This window comes from Pseudomonas sp. FG6 (assembly GCF_057809015.1).
On the sequence record NZ_JBMDJD010000013.1, the window covers coordinates 20,982 to 33,576 of the forward strand.

14 protein-coding genes and 1 other RNA gene are annotated in these 12,595 nt (G+C 62.3%); 10 read left to right on the forward strand and 5 right to left on the reverse strand.

The genetic code is table 11. The annotated features are described in order from the left end of the window. Positions 1-19 precede the first annotated feature (19 nt). A complete protein-coding gene (locus ACODSJ_RS10635; RefSeq protein ID WP_489101689.1) occupies positions 20-574 on the reverse strand; it encodes a YecA/YgfB family protein in 555 nt (184 codons plus the stop codon). A gap of 129 nt (positions 575-703) precedes the next feature. Here ACODSJ_RS10635 and ACODSJ_RS10640 point away from each other — a divergent pair, with 129 nt between their 5' ends. The 4 genes from ACODSJ_RS10640 (at position 704) to ACODSJ_RS10655 (ending at position 2,160) form a co-directional block, all read left to right on the forward strand. Beyond that, the gene (locus ACODSJ_RS10640) at positions 704-913 is read left to right on the forward strand and encodes a TIGR02449 family protein (RefSeq protein WP_489101690.1); all 210 of its coding nucleotides are present in this window, start codon (positions 704-706) and stop codon (positions 911-913) included. Then, positions 910-1,227, forward strand: coding sequence for a cell division protein ZapA (locus ACODSJ_RS10645; protein WP_030138126.1), 318 nt, complete (start codon positions 910-912; stop codon positions 1,225-1,227). The genes ACODSJ_RS10640 and ACODSJ_RS10645 overlap by 4 nt, the downstream gene beginning before the upstream one ends. Before the next feature lie 30 nt (positions 1,228-1,257). Then, a non-coding RNA gene (ssrS, locus tag ACODSJ_RS10650) (6S RNA) lies at positions 1,258-1,437 on the forward strand. A gap of 117 nt (positions 1,438-1,554) precedes the next feature. Further along, positions 1,555-2,160, forward strand: coding sequence for a 5-formyltetrahydrofolate cyclo-ligase (locus ACODSJ_RS10655; RefSeq protein WP_489101691.1), 606 nt, complete (start codon positions 1,555-1,557; stop codon positions 2,158-2,160). A 51-nt stretch (positions 2,161-2,211) separates the two neighbouring features. Here the strand turns inward: ACODSJ_RS10655 and ACODSJ_RS10660 are convergent, their stop codons facing one another. Then, positions 2,212-2,358, reverse strand: a complete 147-nt coding sequence (locus ACODSJ_RS10660) for a hypothetical protein (RefSeq protein ID WP_489101692.1) — start codon at positions 2,356-2,358, stop codon at positions 2,212-2,214. Positions 2,359-2,553: 195 nt separating this feature from the next. Between ACODSJ_RS10660 and ACODSJ_RS10665 the strand changes: the two genes are divergently transcribed. The 4 genes from ACODSJ_RS10665 (at position 2,554) to ACODSJ_RS10680 (ending at position 7,888) form a co-directional block, all read left to right on the forward strand. After that, positions 2,554-3,003, forward strand: coding sequence for an EVE domain-containing protein (locus ACODSJ_RS10665; RefSeq protein WP_489101693.1), 450 nt, complete (start codon positions 2,554-2,556; stop codon positions 3,001-3,003). Positions 3,004-3,084: 81 nt separating this feature from the next. Then, a complete protein-coding gene (locus ACODSJ_RS10670) occupies positions 3,085-4,050 on the forward strand; it encodes an HlyD family secretion protein (protein ID WP_489101694.1) in 966 nt (321 codons plus the stop codon). After that, on the forward strand, positions 4,047-6,770 hold the full coding sequence (gene rbbA / locus ACODSJ_RS10675; RefSeq protein WP_489101695.1) for a ribosome-associated ATPase/putative transporter RbbA: 2,724 nt from the start codon (positions 4,047-4,049) through the stop codon (positions 6,768-6,770). The genes ACODSJ_RS10670 and rbbA overlap by 4 nt, the downstream gene beginning before the upstream one ends. Next, positions 6,770-7,888: an ABC transporter permease gene (locus ACODSJ_RS10680; RefSeq protein WP_489101696.1), complete on the forward strand. Its 1,119-nt coding sequence runs from the start codon at positions 6,770-6,772 to the stop codon at positions 7,886-7,888. The genes rbbA and ACODSJ_RS10680 overlap by 1 nt, the downstream gene beginning before the upstream one ends. A gap of 67 nt (positions 7,889-7,955) precedes the next feature. Here ACODSJ_RS10680 and ACODSJ_RS10685 read toward each other — a convergent pair whose 3' ends face one another. Further along, positions 7,956-8,372, reverse strand: a complete 417-nt coding sequence (locus ACODSJ_RS10685) for a flagellar basal body-associated protein FliL (RefSeq protein ID WP_489101697.1) — start codon at positions 8,370-8,372, stop codon at positions 7,956-7,958. A 150-nt stretch (positions 8,373-8,522) separates the two neighbouring features. Between ACODSJ_RS10685 and ACODSJ_RS10690 the strand changes: the two genes are divergently transcribed. Continuing rightward, the gene (locus tag ACODSJ_RS10690; protein WP_489101698.1) at positions 8,523-9,500 is read left to right on the forward strand and encodes an NADPH:quinone oxidoreductase family protein; all 978 of its coding nucleotides are present in this window, start codon (positions 8,523-8,525) and stop codon (positions 9,498-9,500) included. A gap of 39 nt (positions 9,501-9,539) precedes the next feature. Here the strand turns inward: ACODSJ_RS10690 and ACODSJ_RS10695 are convergent, their stop codons facing one another. Beyond that, complete coding sequence (locus ACODSJ_RS10695) at positions 9,540-10,127, reverse strand: energy transducer TonB (RefSeq protein ID WP_489101785.1); 588 nt, start codon at positions 10,125-10,127, stop codon at positions 9,540-9,542. Positions 10,128-10,467: 340 nt separating this feature from the next. On the opposite strand from ACODSJ_RS10695, the gene glpT reads away from it, so the two are divergent. Continuing rightward, complete coding sequence (gene glpT / locus ACODSJ_RS10700; RefSeq protein ID WP_489101699.1) at positions 10,468-11,817, forward strand: glycerol-3-phosphate transporter; 1,350 nt, start codon at positions 10,468-10,470, stop codon at positions 11,815-11,817. On the opposite strand, the gene ACODSJ_RS10705 is transcribed toward glpT, so the two are convergent. Further along, positions 11,793-12,461: a gamma-glutamylcyclotransferase gene (locus ACODSJ_RS10705; protein WP_489101700.1), complete on the reverse strand. Its 669-nt coding sequence runs from the start codon at positions 12,459-12,461 to the stop codon at positions 11,793-11,795. The two genes, glpT and ACODSJ_RS10705, sit on opposite strands and share 25 nt — an antisense overlap. Between the last annotated feature and the right edge of the window lie 134 nt (positions 12,462-12,595).

The window sequence follows — 12,595 nt, forward strand, 5'->3', positions numbered from 1 at the left end:
GACGGTGTTCCCTCTAGAATTAATGCAAAGACGGCTTGGCAGCCGCAGCATCGGTTTTCTTGGTCTCGGAGAACAACAGCAACGGCGCGACGCGCAGGTATTCCATCACCTCCATGTAGTCGCTTTCACCGTCTTCGGATTCTTCCAGGGCATCCTGGACCTGGGAGATCGCCGCCAGGTCCTGCAACACTTCGTTGGCCTCGGCGCTCAGCGCATAGGCGCGGCGGGTCAGGCCGAAGCCGGCGAGGAAGCCCTGGCACCACTGGCCCAGCGCAACGGCGCGTTCGGCCAAGGGGGCATCGTCGGTGGGCAGCAGCAGGACGACGGTCATGTCGTCGCTGGTCAGCTCGCCCTTGACCATTTCCTGCAGGCCGATGAGGGCATTGCGGACGTTGTCCGCCGGTTCGCCTTCCAGCAGCTCGGCGGCGTCGGCCAGCCAACCGTCGGCATCGAAGCCGGCACCGGCGCAACTGCGGCCGAGCAGCAAGCCATGCAATTCGGCAGGCGAGACGGGGTGGCCGCTGGTGCTCAGCAGGGTGGCGAAGGCTTGGTACGGGGAATTCTGAATGGGCATGGGCAGCTAGGCGCCAGACGGCGCTATGTCTAGAATGGAGGCCTTGTATCCTACATCGACAGACTCGCCAAGACCATAAAGGCCGTGCGACCCACATCCCTCCATCAGACACAATCTTCAGTGGACACAATGGAAGACACCGACCTGCAAGCGCTGATGGCCAGACTCGAATTGCTAATTGACCGGGTCGAGCAACTTAAGAGCCAAAACAGACTCCTATTAGCTCAGGAAAAAACCTGGCGCGAGGAACGCGCGCACCTCATTGAAAAAAACGAAATCGCCCGGCGTAAGGTCGAATCGATGATTTCGCGCCTCAAGGCCCTGGAGCAAGACTCATGAGTTCAAGCAATAGCGTTACCGTGCAGATCCTCGACAAAGAGTATTCGATCATCTGTCCCCAGGAAGAGCGCAGCAACCTGGTGAGTGCCGCCCGCTACCTGGATGGCAAGATGCGCGAGATCCGCAGCAGCGGCAAGGTCATCGGCGCCGACCGGATCGCCGTCATGGCCGCCTTGAACATTACCCACGACCTGCTGCATCGCCAGGATACGCCGGACCTGCAGGTCAGCGGTTCGACCCGTGAACAGGTGCGCGACCTGCTGGAACGGGTGGATTTGGTGCTGGCCACCGATCCGGACGTCAGCAAGGGCTGATTCGCGAGACAGCCTGGGGTATACTGGCGCCACTCCCTGGGGTGCTTGCCAGTTGGTGATGTCCCTGAGCCGATACGCACAACCACGGGGGTTGCACGTTGGGGCCGGTGTGCATGTCCACTTGACGGAAAGCCTTAACGCCCCCTGCAACTTCCACCTTGAACTCTCGGGTTCAAGGGCTAAGCCGACAGCGGTTCATCCGGGGAGCCTGGATTTTCAGACAATGCCAGTCATCTAGACTGGCATTGTTGTGTCTGGCCCAGGCATTTTCCGGCCAGGCCATTTGCGGTTACGCTGTAAAGCCATAGGCCACTTCGAAGCCCGGACATGAGCGACCCTGCGCTGCTGCCCCGCCCGCAACTGCGACGCCTGCTGCGCCAGGCCCGTCGCGCCCTCACACCCGCCCAGCAACGCGATGCCGCCCGCGGGCTCTATCGGCAACTGGCCCAGCACCCATTGTTTCGCCGGGCACGCCACATCGCCCTGTACCTGCCCAACGATGGCGAGATCGACCCGCGCCTGTTGCTGCGCGCCGCCCAGCGTCGGGGCAAGGCCACCTATCTGCCGGTGCTCAGTCCCTGGCCGCAGACCAAGATGGTTTTCCAGCGCATCCGCCCCGGCGAAAAACTGCAGCCCAATCGGTTTCGCATCCTCGAACCCCGGATGAACATCGCCCGCCAACGCAAGGTCTGGACGCTGGACCTGGTGTTGTTGCCACTGGTAGGTTTTGACGATGTCGGCGGCCGACTGGGCATGGGCGGCGGCTTCTATGATCGAAGCCTGGCGTACCTGGCGCGACGCAAGCAGTGGCGCAAGCCAACATTGCTGGGCCTGGCGCATGAGTGTCAGAAGGTCGAGCGCTTGGCGCAAGCAAGCTGGGACGTGCCACTGCAAGGAACGGTCAGTGACCGGCAATGGTACATCGCGCAATAGCGCCGCTCGGCAACTTTTCGTACAAACCCTAGGCGGCAGCTGGAAGACGGTTCAGCGTTTAAGCGACGGCGCGGGTTGGGTGACGTCCACAGGTGTTTCGGTCTTGCTGGCCCATAAGCTCTGGGCGTAACCCGTGGTCACGACACCCAGGCCAAACAGAATGACCAAGATCCACAACAAATCCGGTTTGCGTTTCATCGATTGCCCCCCTCAAGGCATATCCCACACGATGACAGCAGCGGTTTTCTTATTTGGCCGTGCAGCAGCGTCAAGCTTGGAAGGCCGGCATTTTGCGGCAACCTGAACCGACACGCAAACGCTGGCGTCAACCGACTGTCGGTTTGTCATAAAATCGCTGAACTTTTTTTTCGGCATCGCCCTGGAGTAGAAAACATGGCCTATTGGCTGATGAAATCCGAGCCCGACGAGCTGTCCATCCAAGCCCTGGAAAAACTCGGCCAGGCTCGCTGGGATGGAGTGCGCAACTACCAGGCGCGCAATTTCCTGCGGACCATGGCGGTGGGTGATTCATTTTTCTTCTACCACTCCAGTTGCCCGGAGCCGGGCATCGCCGGCATCGGCAACATCATCCAGGCGGCGTATCCCGATCCCACGGCCCTAGACCCGGACAGCCATTATTTCGACCCCAAGGCCAGCCCGGACAAAAACCCCTGGACCGCGATCGACGTGGCCCATGTCGAGACCTTTGCCCGCGTACTGAAGCTCGACTTTCTCAAGCAACAGAGCGCCCTGGCCGAGATGCCGCTGGTGCAGAAAGGCTCGCGGCTGTCGGTGATGCCAGTGACGCCAGCACAATGGGCAACGGTGATTGCATTGCGCTGATCGTTCAAGAGTTGATGGACATCAAGCCGGGTCTATCAGCGATCCTGCAGACTCCCACGCTACCGCAGCAGGATGCCGTACATGTCCACGAACCCGCGTACTTCTCGTTTCTTTGCCTTTGCGTTGCTGACCGTGCTGCTGGCCGCCGGCGGCTTCGGCTACTGGAAATCCCGGCATGATCGCCTGCCGGAAGGCCTGAGCATGGGCAATGGCCGCCTGGAGGCGACCGAAGTCCAGATCGCCAGCAAGACACCAGGGCGCCTGGCCGAAGTCCAGGTTCACGAGGGCGACACGGTCACCAAAGGCCAATTACTGGCGCGCATGGACACCCGCACACTGGAGGCCCAACGCAGCCAGGCGCAAGCCGAAGTGATCCGGGCCCGGGAGAACCTCGCCGCCAACGAGGCCAACGTGCAGCTGCGCCAGAGCGAACAACTGCTCGCCCACCAGGAACTCAAGCGAACCCAGGAGCTGTTCAAGCGTGGCTATGCCAGCGGCCAGGCCATCGACCAGCAACAAGCTCGCATGGACACCGCGAATGCGGCGCTCAATGCCGCCCGGGCCCAGGTGTCGGCCGCAACCGCCGCGATCGGCGCGACCCAGGCCCAGGTCGCACAACTGACCAGCGAAATAGACGACAGCAGTTTGCGTGCCCCCATCGACGGAGTGATCCAACTGCGCCTGGCCGAACCGGGAGAAGTGCTGGGCGCGGGCGGCCGGGTGCTGTTGATGATCGACCCGAACGACCAATACATGAACCTGTACCTGCCGGCATCCGTGGTCGGGAAACTGGCCGTGGGCGACGAAGCGCGCCTACTGCTCGACGCCTTGCCCGAACGACCGTTGCCGGCAAGGGTCAGTTTTGTCGCCGCCAAGTCCCAGTTCACCCCCAAGGAAGTCGAAACCCGCGATGAGCGCCAGAAGCTGGTGTTTCGGGTCAAGCTCCACCTGACCCGCCCCGGCGAAGTCCCGCAGGCAAAACCCGGCATGCCCGGCGCCGGCTATGTCCGCACCGCCCCCGTCGACTGGCCGGCCAATCTGCAATGAGCTCGCTCAGCGAACCAGCGCTGCAAGCCTCGGGACTGAAGCACCGCTACGGCGCCTACAGCGCCTTGAGCGATATCAGCTTCAACCTGCCCGCCGGTACACGCTGCGGCCTGATCGGTCCCGATGGAGCAGGCAAATCGAGCCTGCTGGGGCTGATCGCCGGGGTCAAGAAACTCCAGGGAGGCCAACTGCAGGTGCTGGGTGCGTCGATCGAGAACCGACGGCATCGCAAAACCCTCTATCGACGCATTGCGTTCATGCCCCAAGGACTGGGCGGCAATCTTTATCCTGATTTGTCGATACGCGAGAACATCGGTTTTTTCGGCACGCTGTTCGGGCTATCGAAGAAAGAGTGCGAGCAGCGCATGGGCCAATTGTTGCTGGCCACCGACCTGCAGCGCTTTGCCGATCGTCCGGCCGGCAAGCTGTCCGGGGGCATGAAGCAGAAACTCGGCCTGTGTTGCGCGTTGATCCACGAGCCGGACCTGCTGATCCTCGACGAGCCCACCACGGGTGTCGACCCGTTGTCCCGCCGACGCTTTTGGGAGCTGATCGAAGACGTCCGCCGCCAACGTCCGCAACTGACCTTGCTGGTTGCCACCGCGTACATGGAAGAGGCCGAGCAGTTCGAGCATTGCTTGATGCTCGACGGGGGTCGCTTGATTGCCCAGGGGCTGAGCACCGAGCTGGCGGCCGTCACGCCCGACGGCAAGCTCGACTCGGCCTTCACTCACTTCCAGGGCGGCAACGCTCGCGACACCGGGCCACTGGTCATTCCTCCCAGGGCCGACGACAACACCGAAGTGGCTATCCAGGCCCGGGACCTCACCTTGCGGTTCGGTGATTTCACGGCGGTCGACAAGGTCAGTTTCGCCATCGGTCGCGGCGAGATCTTCGGCTTCCTGGGCTCCAACGGTTGCGGCAAGACCACCACCATGAAAGTGCTGACCGGGCTGATACCCGCCAGCGAAGGCGACGCCCGGCTGTTGGGCAACCCGGTCGACGCCAAGGACCTTGCCACCCGCAAACGGGTGGGCTTCATGTCCCAGAGTTTTTCACTGTACGGCGAATTGAGCGTGCGCCAGAACCTGGACCTGCACGCCCGGCTGTTCGACCTGCCGCCGGCCGACAGCCGCCCACGTATCGAGGAGTTGATCCAGCGCTTCAACCTCCAGGCGCTGGCCGACCAACCTTCCGGTGCACTGCCCCTGGGCCTGCGCCAGCGTCTGTCCCTGGCGGTGGCGGTGCTGCATCGTCCGGAAGTGCTGATCCTCGATGAGCCGACCTCCGGCGTCGACCCGGCGGCGCGCGACGACTTCTGGCGACTGCTGATCGAGTTGTCCCGCGAACAGGGCGTGACCATTTTCCTTTCCACCCATTTCATGAACGAAGCCCAGCGTTGCGACCGGATTTCGCTGATGCACGCCGGCAAAGTCCTGGCCTGCGACACGCCGGCGGCCTTGCAGGCCCGGTTCAATGGCCAGACCCTGGAAGCCGCGTTCGTCACGTGCCTGGAACAAGCCCAGGGCGAGACACAACAAGACACCGCCCCCGTGACCCTGGACAGCGCCACCGCCCTGCAAGACCGCTCGGGCCTGCGTCTTGGCCGGTTGCTGGCGGTCGCGAGCCGGGAAGGCAAGGAACTGTTGCGCGACAAGGTGCGGCTGGGGTTCGCCTTGCTCGGCGCCTTGTTCATGATGATCATTTTTGGCTACGGCATTTCACTGGACGTGGAAAAACTGGCGTTTGCCGTGTTTGACCAGGATCAGAGCCCGCAAAGCCGTGCCTATCTGGAAGCGTTTCGCGGCTCGCGTTATTTCGAAGAGCAACCAACTATTCGCAATGCCGGCGAACTGCACCGACGCCTGCAACGTTCGGAAATCAAATTGGCGCTGGAGATCCCGCCCGGTTTCGGCCGTGACCTGTTTGCCGGTCGACAACCCACGGTCGGCGCCTGGCTGGACGGCGGCATGCCGTTTCGCGCCGAGACCAGTCGCAATTACGTCGAGGCGGTACACCAGGCCAACCTCGAACAACTGGCCGAACAGAGCAGTACGGCGCAAAACCCACCCGCCTCGGCCAAGCTGGAAACCCGATTCCGCTACAACCAGGATGTAGTCAGCGTCAACGCCATCGGCCCGGGGGTGATGGCCCTGATCCTCGCGTTCATCCCGGCCATGTTGACGGCCCTGGGCATCGTGCGGGAAAAGGAGCTGGGCTCCATCACCAACTTCTACGCCACGCCCCTGACTCGCCTGGAATTCCTGCTCGGCAAGCAAGTGCCCTACCTGGCGGTCAGCCTGATCAACCTCGCGCTGTTGACGGCGATGAACCGCTGGCTGTTCGGCGTGCCGTTCAAGGGCAGCGGTCTCACGCTGGCATTCGGCGGCCTGCTCTACGTACTGGCGACCACCAGCATGGGCCTGTTGATCTCGGCGTTCACCCGCACCCAGATCGCCGCGATCCTCGGCACGATGATCCTGACCAGCCTGCCGACCATCCAGTTCTCCGGGCTGATCGTGCCCCGCTCCTCCCTGGGCGGTGCGGCGTCGGTGATGGGCCAGTTGTTTCCCGCCGGGTACTTTCTGGACATCGCCGTCGGAACCTTCACCAAGGCCCTCGACCTGCGCCAGCTGTGGCCGCAATGCCTGGCGTTGTCGGGCTTTTTCCTCGGGTTCACCGGGCTCAGCCTGCTCATGCTCAAGAAACAGGAGGCCTGATGCACGCGCTCTCACATATCTGGCGCCTTGGCCTCAAGGAACTGACCAGCCTGCGGTACGACTCGGTGCTGCTGCTGTTCCTGTGCTACGCGTTCACAGTGGCGATCTACATGCCGGCGGCCGGTTCGGTGATCGGTGTCCACAACGCCAGCGTGGCGATGGTGGATGAAGACCACAGCCACCTCTCGCGCCAACTGGCGCAGTCCCTGCTGCCGCCCGAATTCCAGCCGCCCATGGCGCTGCCCTATGGCGAGCTGGACAAGGTCATGGACAGTGGGCGCTACACCTTTGTCATCAACGTGCCCGCCAACTTCCAGGCCGACCTGCTGGCCGGGCGCGAGCCGGCGCTGCAACTGAACGTCGATGCCACGGCCATGAGCCAGGCGTTCATGGGCGCCGGCTACATCGGGCGGATTTTCCAACGGGAGCTGATGGCCTACGGCGGCCAGGCCGGGGCCGTCGACAAAACGCCCATACAGTTGAGCACCCGCGCGCTGTTCAATACCAACCTGGAGGGCGGCTGGTTCCTGGCCGTGATCCAGATCGTCAATAACATCACCATCCTGGCGATTATCCTGACGGGCACCGCGCTGCTGCGCGAGCGCGAGCATGGCACCCTCGATCACTTGCTGGTGTTGCCACTGACGGCGCTGGAAATCATGTTGGCGAAAATCTGGAGCAACATGCTGGTGGTGGTGTTGTGCACCTGGATGTCGCTGCAAATCATCGTCAAGGCAGCCCTGGGTGTGCCGCTCGCAGGTTCCATGGTGCTGTTTCTGCTGGTGACGGCACTCTATCTGTTCGCCAGCACCGCACTGGGAATATTCCTGGCGACGCTCGCCCGCTCGACGCCACAATTCGGCTTGCTGGCGATCCCGGTGATCATCCCGATGCTGTTACTGTCGGGCGGCAGTACACCGCTGGACAGCATGCCGCAATGGCTGCAATGGGTGATGCAGGGGTCGCCGTCGACCCACTTCGTCAGCCTCAGCGCGGCCATCCTGTTCCGTGACGCAGGCGTGGGCGTGGTATGGCCGGACCTGCTGGCGCTGGCCGCGATCGGGTTGGTGTTCTTCGCCATCGCCCTGGGGCGATTTCGCAAAAGCCTGGCGTCTTGACCCCACGAGCAACAGTCCCGGGCCGTTGCCGCTGGCCGGCACTGCCCGGGACTGTGGTCCAACCGGGTTATTGAATGATCAGGTTGTTGAACAACAGATCATCCACCATTGGTTTGCCGGTCTCGTCATTCATCACCTGCTGAGTCTGCTTCAACGCTTCCTGGCGCAGCTTTTCCTTGGCTTCCAGATTGTTCATCGTCTCGGTGGTCTGCTGGGTGAACAGCGCCACCAGCTGGTTGCGGATCAAGGGTTCATTGGCCTTCACCGCCGCCGCCGCGGCATCGCCAGTGACGCGCAGGGCCACGTCGGCCTTGAAGACCTTCAGCTTCGCCGTGCCATCGAGGCCATAATTGCCGACGAACGGCGGGCTGAGGGTGATGTAACTGACCTTCGGCGCCTCACCTTCCTTCGCTTCCTTGGTCTCTTGGGCCATCGCTGCCACGGGCAACGACAGGGCCAGCATCAACATGATCCACGCTTTCACATTCCACTCCTCATCCGGTTTGCGGCCCAGCATACCGTCCCGCCGCTCCAGCACAAGCTTATGGCCGGCTATCAGGGCGGGGCATGCTCGTTGACCCGTTGACTCTCACACCTACACTTATCGGCCATCCCTCCCAAAGGAATAGCCCAGATGAAAGCCGTGCTGTGCAAAGAATTCGGCCCTGCCGAATCGCTGGTGCTGGAAGACGTCGCCAGCCCCATCGTAAAAAAGAACGAAGTGCTGCTGGACGTGCACGCCGCCGGGGTGAATTTCCCTGACACGCTGATCATCGAGGGCAAATATCAATTCAAGCCGCCCTTCCCGTTTTCCCCGGGTGGCGAGGCGGCCGGGGTCGTCAGTGCGGTGGGAGAAAAGGTCGGTCATCTCAAGGTCGGTGACCGAGTCATGGCGCTGACCGGCTGGGGCAGCTTCGCCGAACAGGTGGCGGTGCCAGGCTACAACGTGCTGCCCATCCCCTCCTCGATGGACTTCGACACTGCCGCAGCCTTCAGCATGACCTACGGCACCTCGATGCACGCGCTCAAGCAAAGGGCCCAACTGCAACCTGGCGAAACGTTGCTGGTACTCGGCGCATCCGGTGGCGTCGGCCTGGCGGCGGTGGAGATCGGCAAGGCCATGGGGGCCCGGGTGATCGCTGCCGCCAGCAGCGCAGAAAAACTCGCCGTGGCGAAGGCGGCCGGTGCCGACGAACTGATCAACTACCACGAAACCAGCCTCAAGGACGAAATCAAACGCCTCACCGACGGCCAAGGCGCCGACGTGATCTACGATCCGGTGGGCGGCGACCTGTTCGACCAGGCCATCCGCGCCATCGCCTGGAACGGCCGGCTGCTGGTGGTCGGCTTTGCCAGCGGGCGCATCCCCGAACTGCCGGTGAACCTGGCCCTGCTCAAGGGCGCCGCCGTGGTCGGCGTATTCTGGGGTTCGTTCGCCCAACGCCAACCGCAGGACAATGCCGCCAACTTCCAGCAGCTGTTCGGCTGGTTCGCCGAAGGCAAGCTCAAGCCGCTGGTATCGCAGACCTACCCACTGAGCAACGCCGCCCAGGCGATCAATGATCTGGGCCAGCGCAAGGCGGTGGGGAAAGTGGTGGTAAAGGTGCGTTAAGGCTTCAGGACAGTCCGGTTGCCCGAGGCACCGGACCGCCTAGAGCAACTCACGAACCTCCCGCGGCAGCATCCGTACATACCGCGACGCCGGAAAACTCCCGCAACGCTGCACGATCCACGGCAGCTCCCGGTTGAAACGAGCGATCAAGGCCAGCCGTTCGGCATCCGGCAATTGCCGGGCGAAAAACACGTTGGACAGGTAGCTGCGGGTGTAGTCGAACGGAAACAGATCCTGCAGCCAGAGCTGGTTCCTCGCATGCGCGTTGATGTCCGAGCATTTCCAGGTCTTGATCCATTTATTGGCATCGAGCGGCGTGGTATCCAGGCGGAACTCGAACGGTGCCACCGCATGCGCCTGAGCCGGGTGCTCGTCGTCCACCGTCCATGGCCTGAAGCGCCACCGGCTCACGGCCTCACGCGCGGATTCGGCTAGCCCGGGATGGTCACTCTGCATGATCACGACCTCATCGACCCGACCGTCGGCATGCACCGTGAAGCCCACCCTTACCACACCCATGACCCCCGTTCGGTACAGGGCCGTCGGGTATTGCGGCTTGGGGTTGTTCTCAGGCACCAACAACACATCCGTCGCCCAGCTCGCCCCGGACAAACCCAACAACAGCATCACGACGCACCGCCTCATACCCACCCCCTTCTCCTGAAAACCCGACCTGACAGAAGCGTGAAGCGTAGAGGTCAGGCCCCATGGGATAAATGGCGAGGCTTCCCATTTACGTGAAGGACGTTTCCCACTGTTGAGCGGCATAACGGTAGGCGGCAAGTGCGAAAAGACCTGGCAAGACGATTCCTACAACGTCCTCGGCGCATATCTGAGGGAAGCGTTCACTTGAGAACATTTTTGTCGGTGATTTTTCTCTTTTTGGCGTGAATTTAACGATGCTATTTTCGGTAACGAAACTGTAACATTCGCATTTGCAGTCATAACAAGAACCTGGAGCCCTTGAATGTTTGCTTTCTTTCGTCCTGCCGCCCATCAGGCGTCCCTGCCTGAAGAAAAAATAGACAGCACCTACCGACGCCTGCGCTGGCAGATCTTCGCCGGGATTTTCTTTGGCTACGCCGGCTATTACCTGCTGCGCAAGAACTTCTCCCTGGCCATGCCGTACCTCATCGACGAGGGCTACACCCGGGGTCAGCTGGGCCTGGCCATGTCGGCCATCGCCATCGCCTACGGGCTCTCGAAGTTCCTGATGGGCCTGGTGTCCGATCGCTCCAATCCACGCTACTTCCTGCCCTTCGGCTTGCTGGTATCGGCAGGCGTGATGTTCATTTTCGGTTTCGCACCTTGGGCAACGTCCAGCGTCACCATGATGTTCATCCTGCTGTTCATCAACGGTTGGGCCCAAGGCATGGGCTGGCCGCCAAGTGGACGGACCATGGTGCACTGGTGGTCGCAGAAGGAGCGTGGCGGCGTGGTGTCGGTGTGGAACGTGGCGCACAACGTCGGTGGCGGCCTGATTGGCCCGCTGTTCCTGTTGGGCATGGGGTGGTTCAACGATTGGCACGCGGCGTTCTATGTCCCGGCCGCCGTGGCCTTGCTGGTCGCACTGTTTGCCTTCGCGACCATGCGCGACACGCCGCAATCGGTGGGCCTGCCGCCCATCGAGAAATACAAGAATGACTACCCCGATGGCTACGACGCCAGCCACGAGGAGGAATTCAGCACCCGGGAAATCTTCGTCAAATACGTGCTGCGCAACAAAATGCTCTGGTACATCGCCATGGCCAACGTGTTCGTCTATCTGCTGCGCTACGGCGTGCTGGACTGGGCACCGACCTACCTCAAGGAGGCCAAGGGCTTCACGGTGGACAAAAGCTCCTGGGCGTACTTCTTCTACGAGTGGGCCGGCATTCCCGGCACGCTGCTGTGCGGCTGGATGTCGGACAAGATCTTCCGTGGCAACCGTGGCCTGACGGGCATGGTGTTCATGGCGCTGGTGACCGTCGCGACGCTGGTGTACTGGCTCAATCCGGCCGGCAATCCGACGGTCGACATGATCGCCCTGGTGTCCATCGGCTTCCTGATCTACGGCCCGGTGATGCTGATCGGCCTGCAAGCGCTGGAGCTGGCGCCGAAGAAAGCCGCCGGCACCGCAGCAGGCTTCACCGGCCTGTTCGGTTACCTCGGCGGCTCGGTCGCGGCCAGTGCCGCCATGGGCTACACCGTTGACCATTTTGGCTGGGACGGGGGTTTTGTGTTGCTGGTGGGTGCCTGCCTGCTGGCGATGGCGTGCCTCGCGCCCACCCTATGGCACAAGCAAGCAGCCAGTCAGGGCCGCGAGGCGATGGCCTGATCCAGGGTTGATTTGCAGCGCTTGAACCGCGCCTCCAGATTACGGTCTGGCATGGCGTGGTTGCGCAGGGCGTGGATGGTCTGCTCGACGTAGTCGCGAGTAGTGCCATAGCGCCCACAGGCACTTTCGAGCACTTGGCTCAGCACATGGTCCGGCAAGTTGCCGGCGTAGCTGGGCAGGTGCCGCTCCAATACGAAACCCAGGGCTTGTACGCGGCTGCCGTCCTCGAGACGACAGCTGAGCCAGTGCGGGCGGTAGGACGGCACCGGCATTTCGCGCTGCCACAGGGCCAACAGCGAGCCCTCGAGATTCTCTTGCGGCAATCGATAAGCGAAACCGCTGCACGAACCGCCGCGATCCAGTCCGAACACCAACCCCGGCAGCTCCGGAGTACCGCGGTGCTCGTGTGACCACAGGTACAAGCCGCGGTGGTAACCATGGACCCGTCCCCGTACCCGCTCCACTGCGGTGCATTCGGGTCGCCAGATCAATGAGCCGTAGGCGAACAACCAGACCGGGCCGCCCTGGTGGAGGCTCATGGTCAATTGCATCGAGGCGAGCAACTGCTCACGGCTCAGTGGCGCCCCCAGTTCGAGGCGTGGCGGGTACAGGGCACAGGTCAGGGCGGTTTCGATAGCGGTCATGGCCGGTAGCGGTTGGCTCCTCGCGGGTCAACGGTAAGGGATCGTCATGGGGTTGACGTTCGTGGGATCAAGGCAAGTTAAATGCCATCACGCACCTATATACGTTATCGGTATCTCGCCTCGGGGCTAAATAT

Coding starts and splice junctions, on each gene's coding strand:
- ACODSJ_RS10635 (WP_489101689.1), bottom strand. CDS start 574: ATGCCCATTCAGAATTCCCCGTACCAAGCCTTCGCCACCCTGCTGAGC.
- ACODSJ_RS10695 (WP_489101785.1), bottom strand. CDS start 10,127: ATGCTGTTGTTGGGTTTGTCCGGGGCGAGCTGGGCGACGGATGTGTTG.
- ACODSJ_RS10655 (WP_489101691.1), top strand. CDS start 1,555: ATGAGCGACCCTGCGCTGCTGCCCCGCCCGCAACTGCGACGCCTGCTG.
- ACODSJ_RS10640 (WP_489101690.1), top strand. CDS start 704: ATGGAAGACACCGACCTGCAAGCGCTGATGGCCAGACTCGAATTGCTA.
- ACODSJ_RS10665 (WP_489101693.1), top strand. CDS start 2,554: ATGGCCTATTGGCTGATGAAATCCGAGCCCGACGAGCTGTCCATCCAA.
- ACODSJ_RS10670 (WP_489101694.1), top strand. CDS start 3,085: ATGTCCACGAACCCGCGTACTTCTCGTTTCTTTGCCTTTGCGTTGCTG.
- ACODSJ_RS10705 (WP_489101700.1), bottom strand. CDS start 12,461: ATGACCGCTATCGAAACCGCCCTGACCTGTGCCCTGTACCCGCCACGC.
- ACODSJ_RS10645 (WP_030138126.1), top strand. CDS start 910: ATGAGTTCAAGCAATAGCGTTACCGTGCAGATCCTCGACAAAGAGTAT.
- ACODSJ_RS10660 (WP_489101692.1), bottom strand. CDS start 2,358: ATGAAACGCAAACCGGATTTGTTGTGGATCTTGGTCATTCTGTTTGGC.
- glpT (WP_489101699.1), top strand. CDS start 10,468: ATGTTTGCTTTCTTTCGTCCTGCCGCCCATCAGGCGTCCCTGCCTGAA.
- rbbA (WP_489101695.1), top strand. CDS start 4,047: ATGAGCTCGCTCAGCGAACCAGCGCTGCAAGCCTCGGGACTGAAGCAC.
- ACODSJ_RS10680 (WP_489101696.1), top strand. CDS start 6,770: ATGCACGCGCTCTCACATATCTGGCGCCTTGGCCTCAAGGAACTGACC.
- ACODSJ_RS10690 (WP_489101698.1), top strand. CDS start 8,523: ATGAAAGCCGTGCTGTGCAAAGAATTCGGCCCTGCCGAATCGCTGGTG.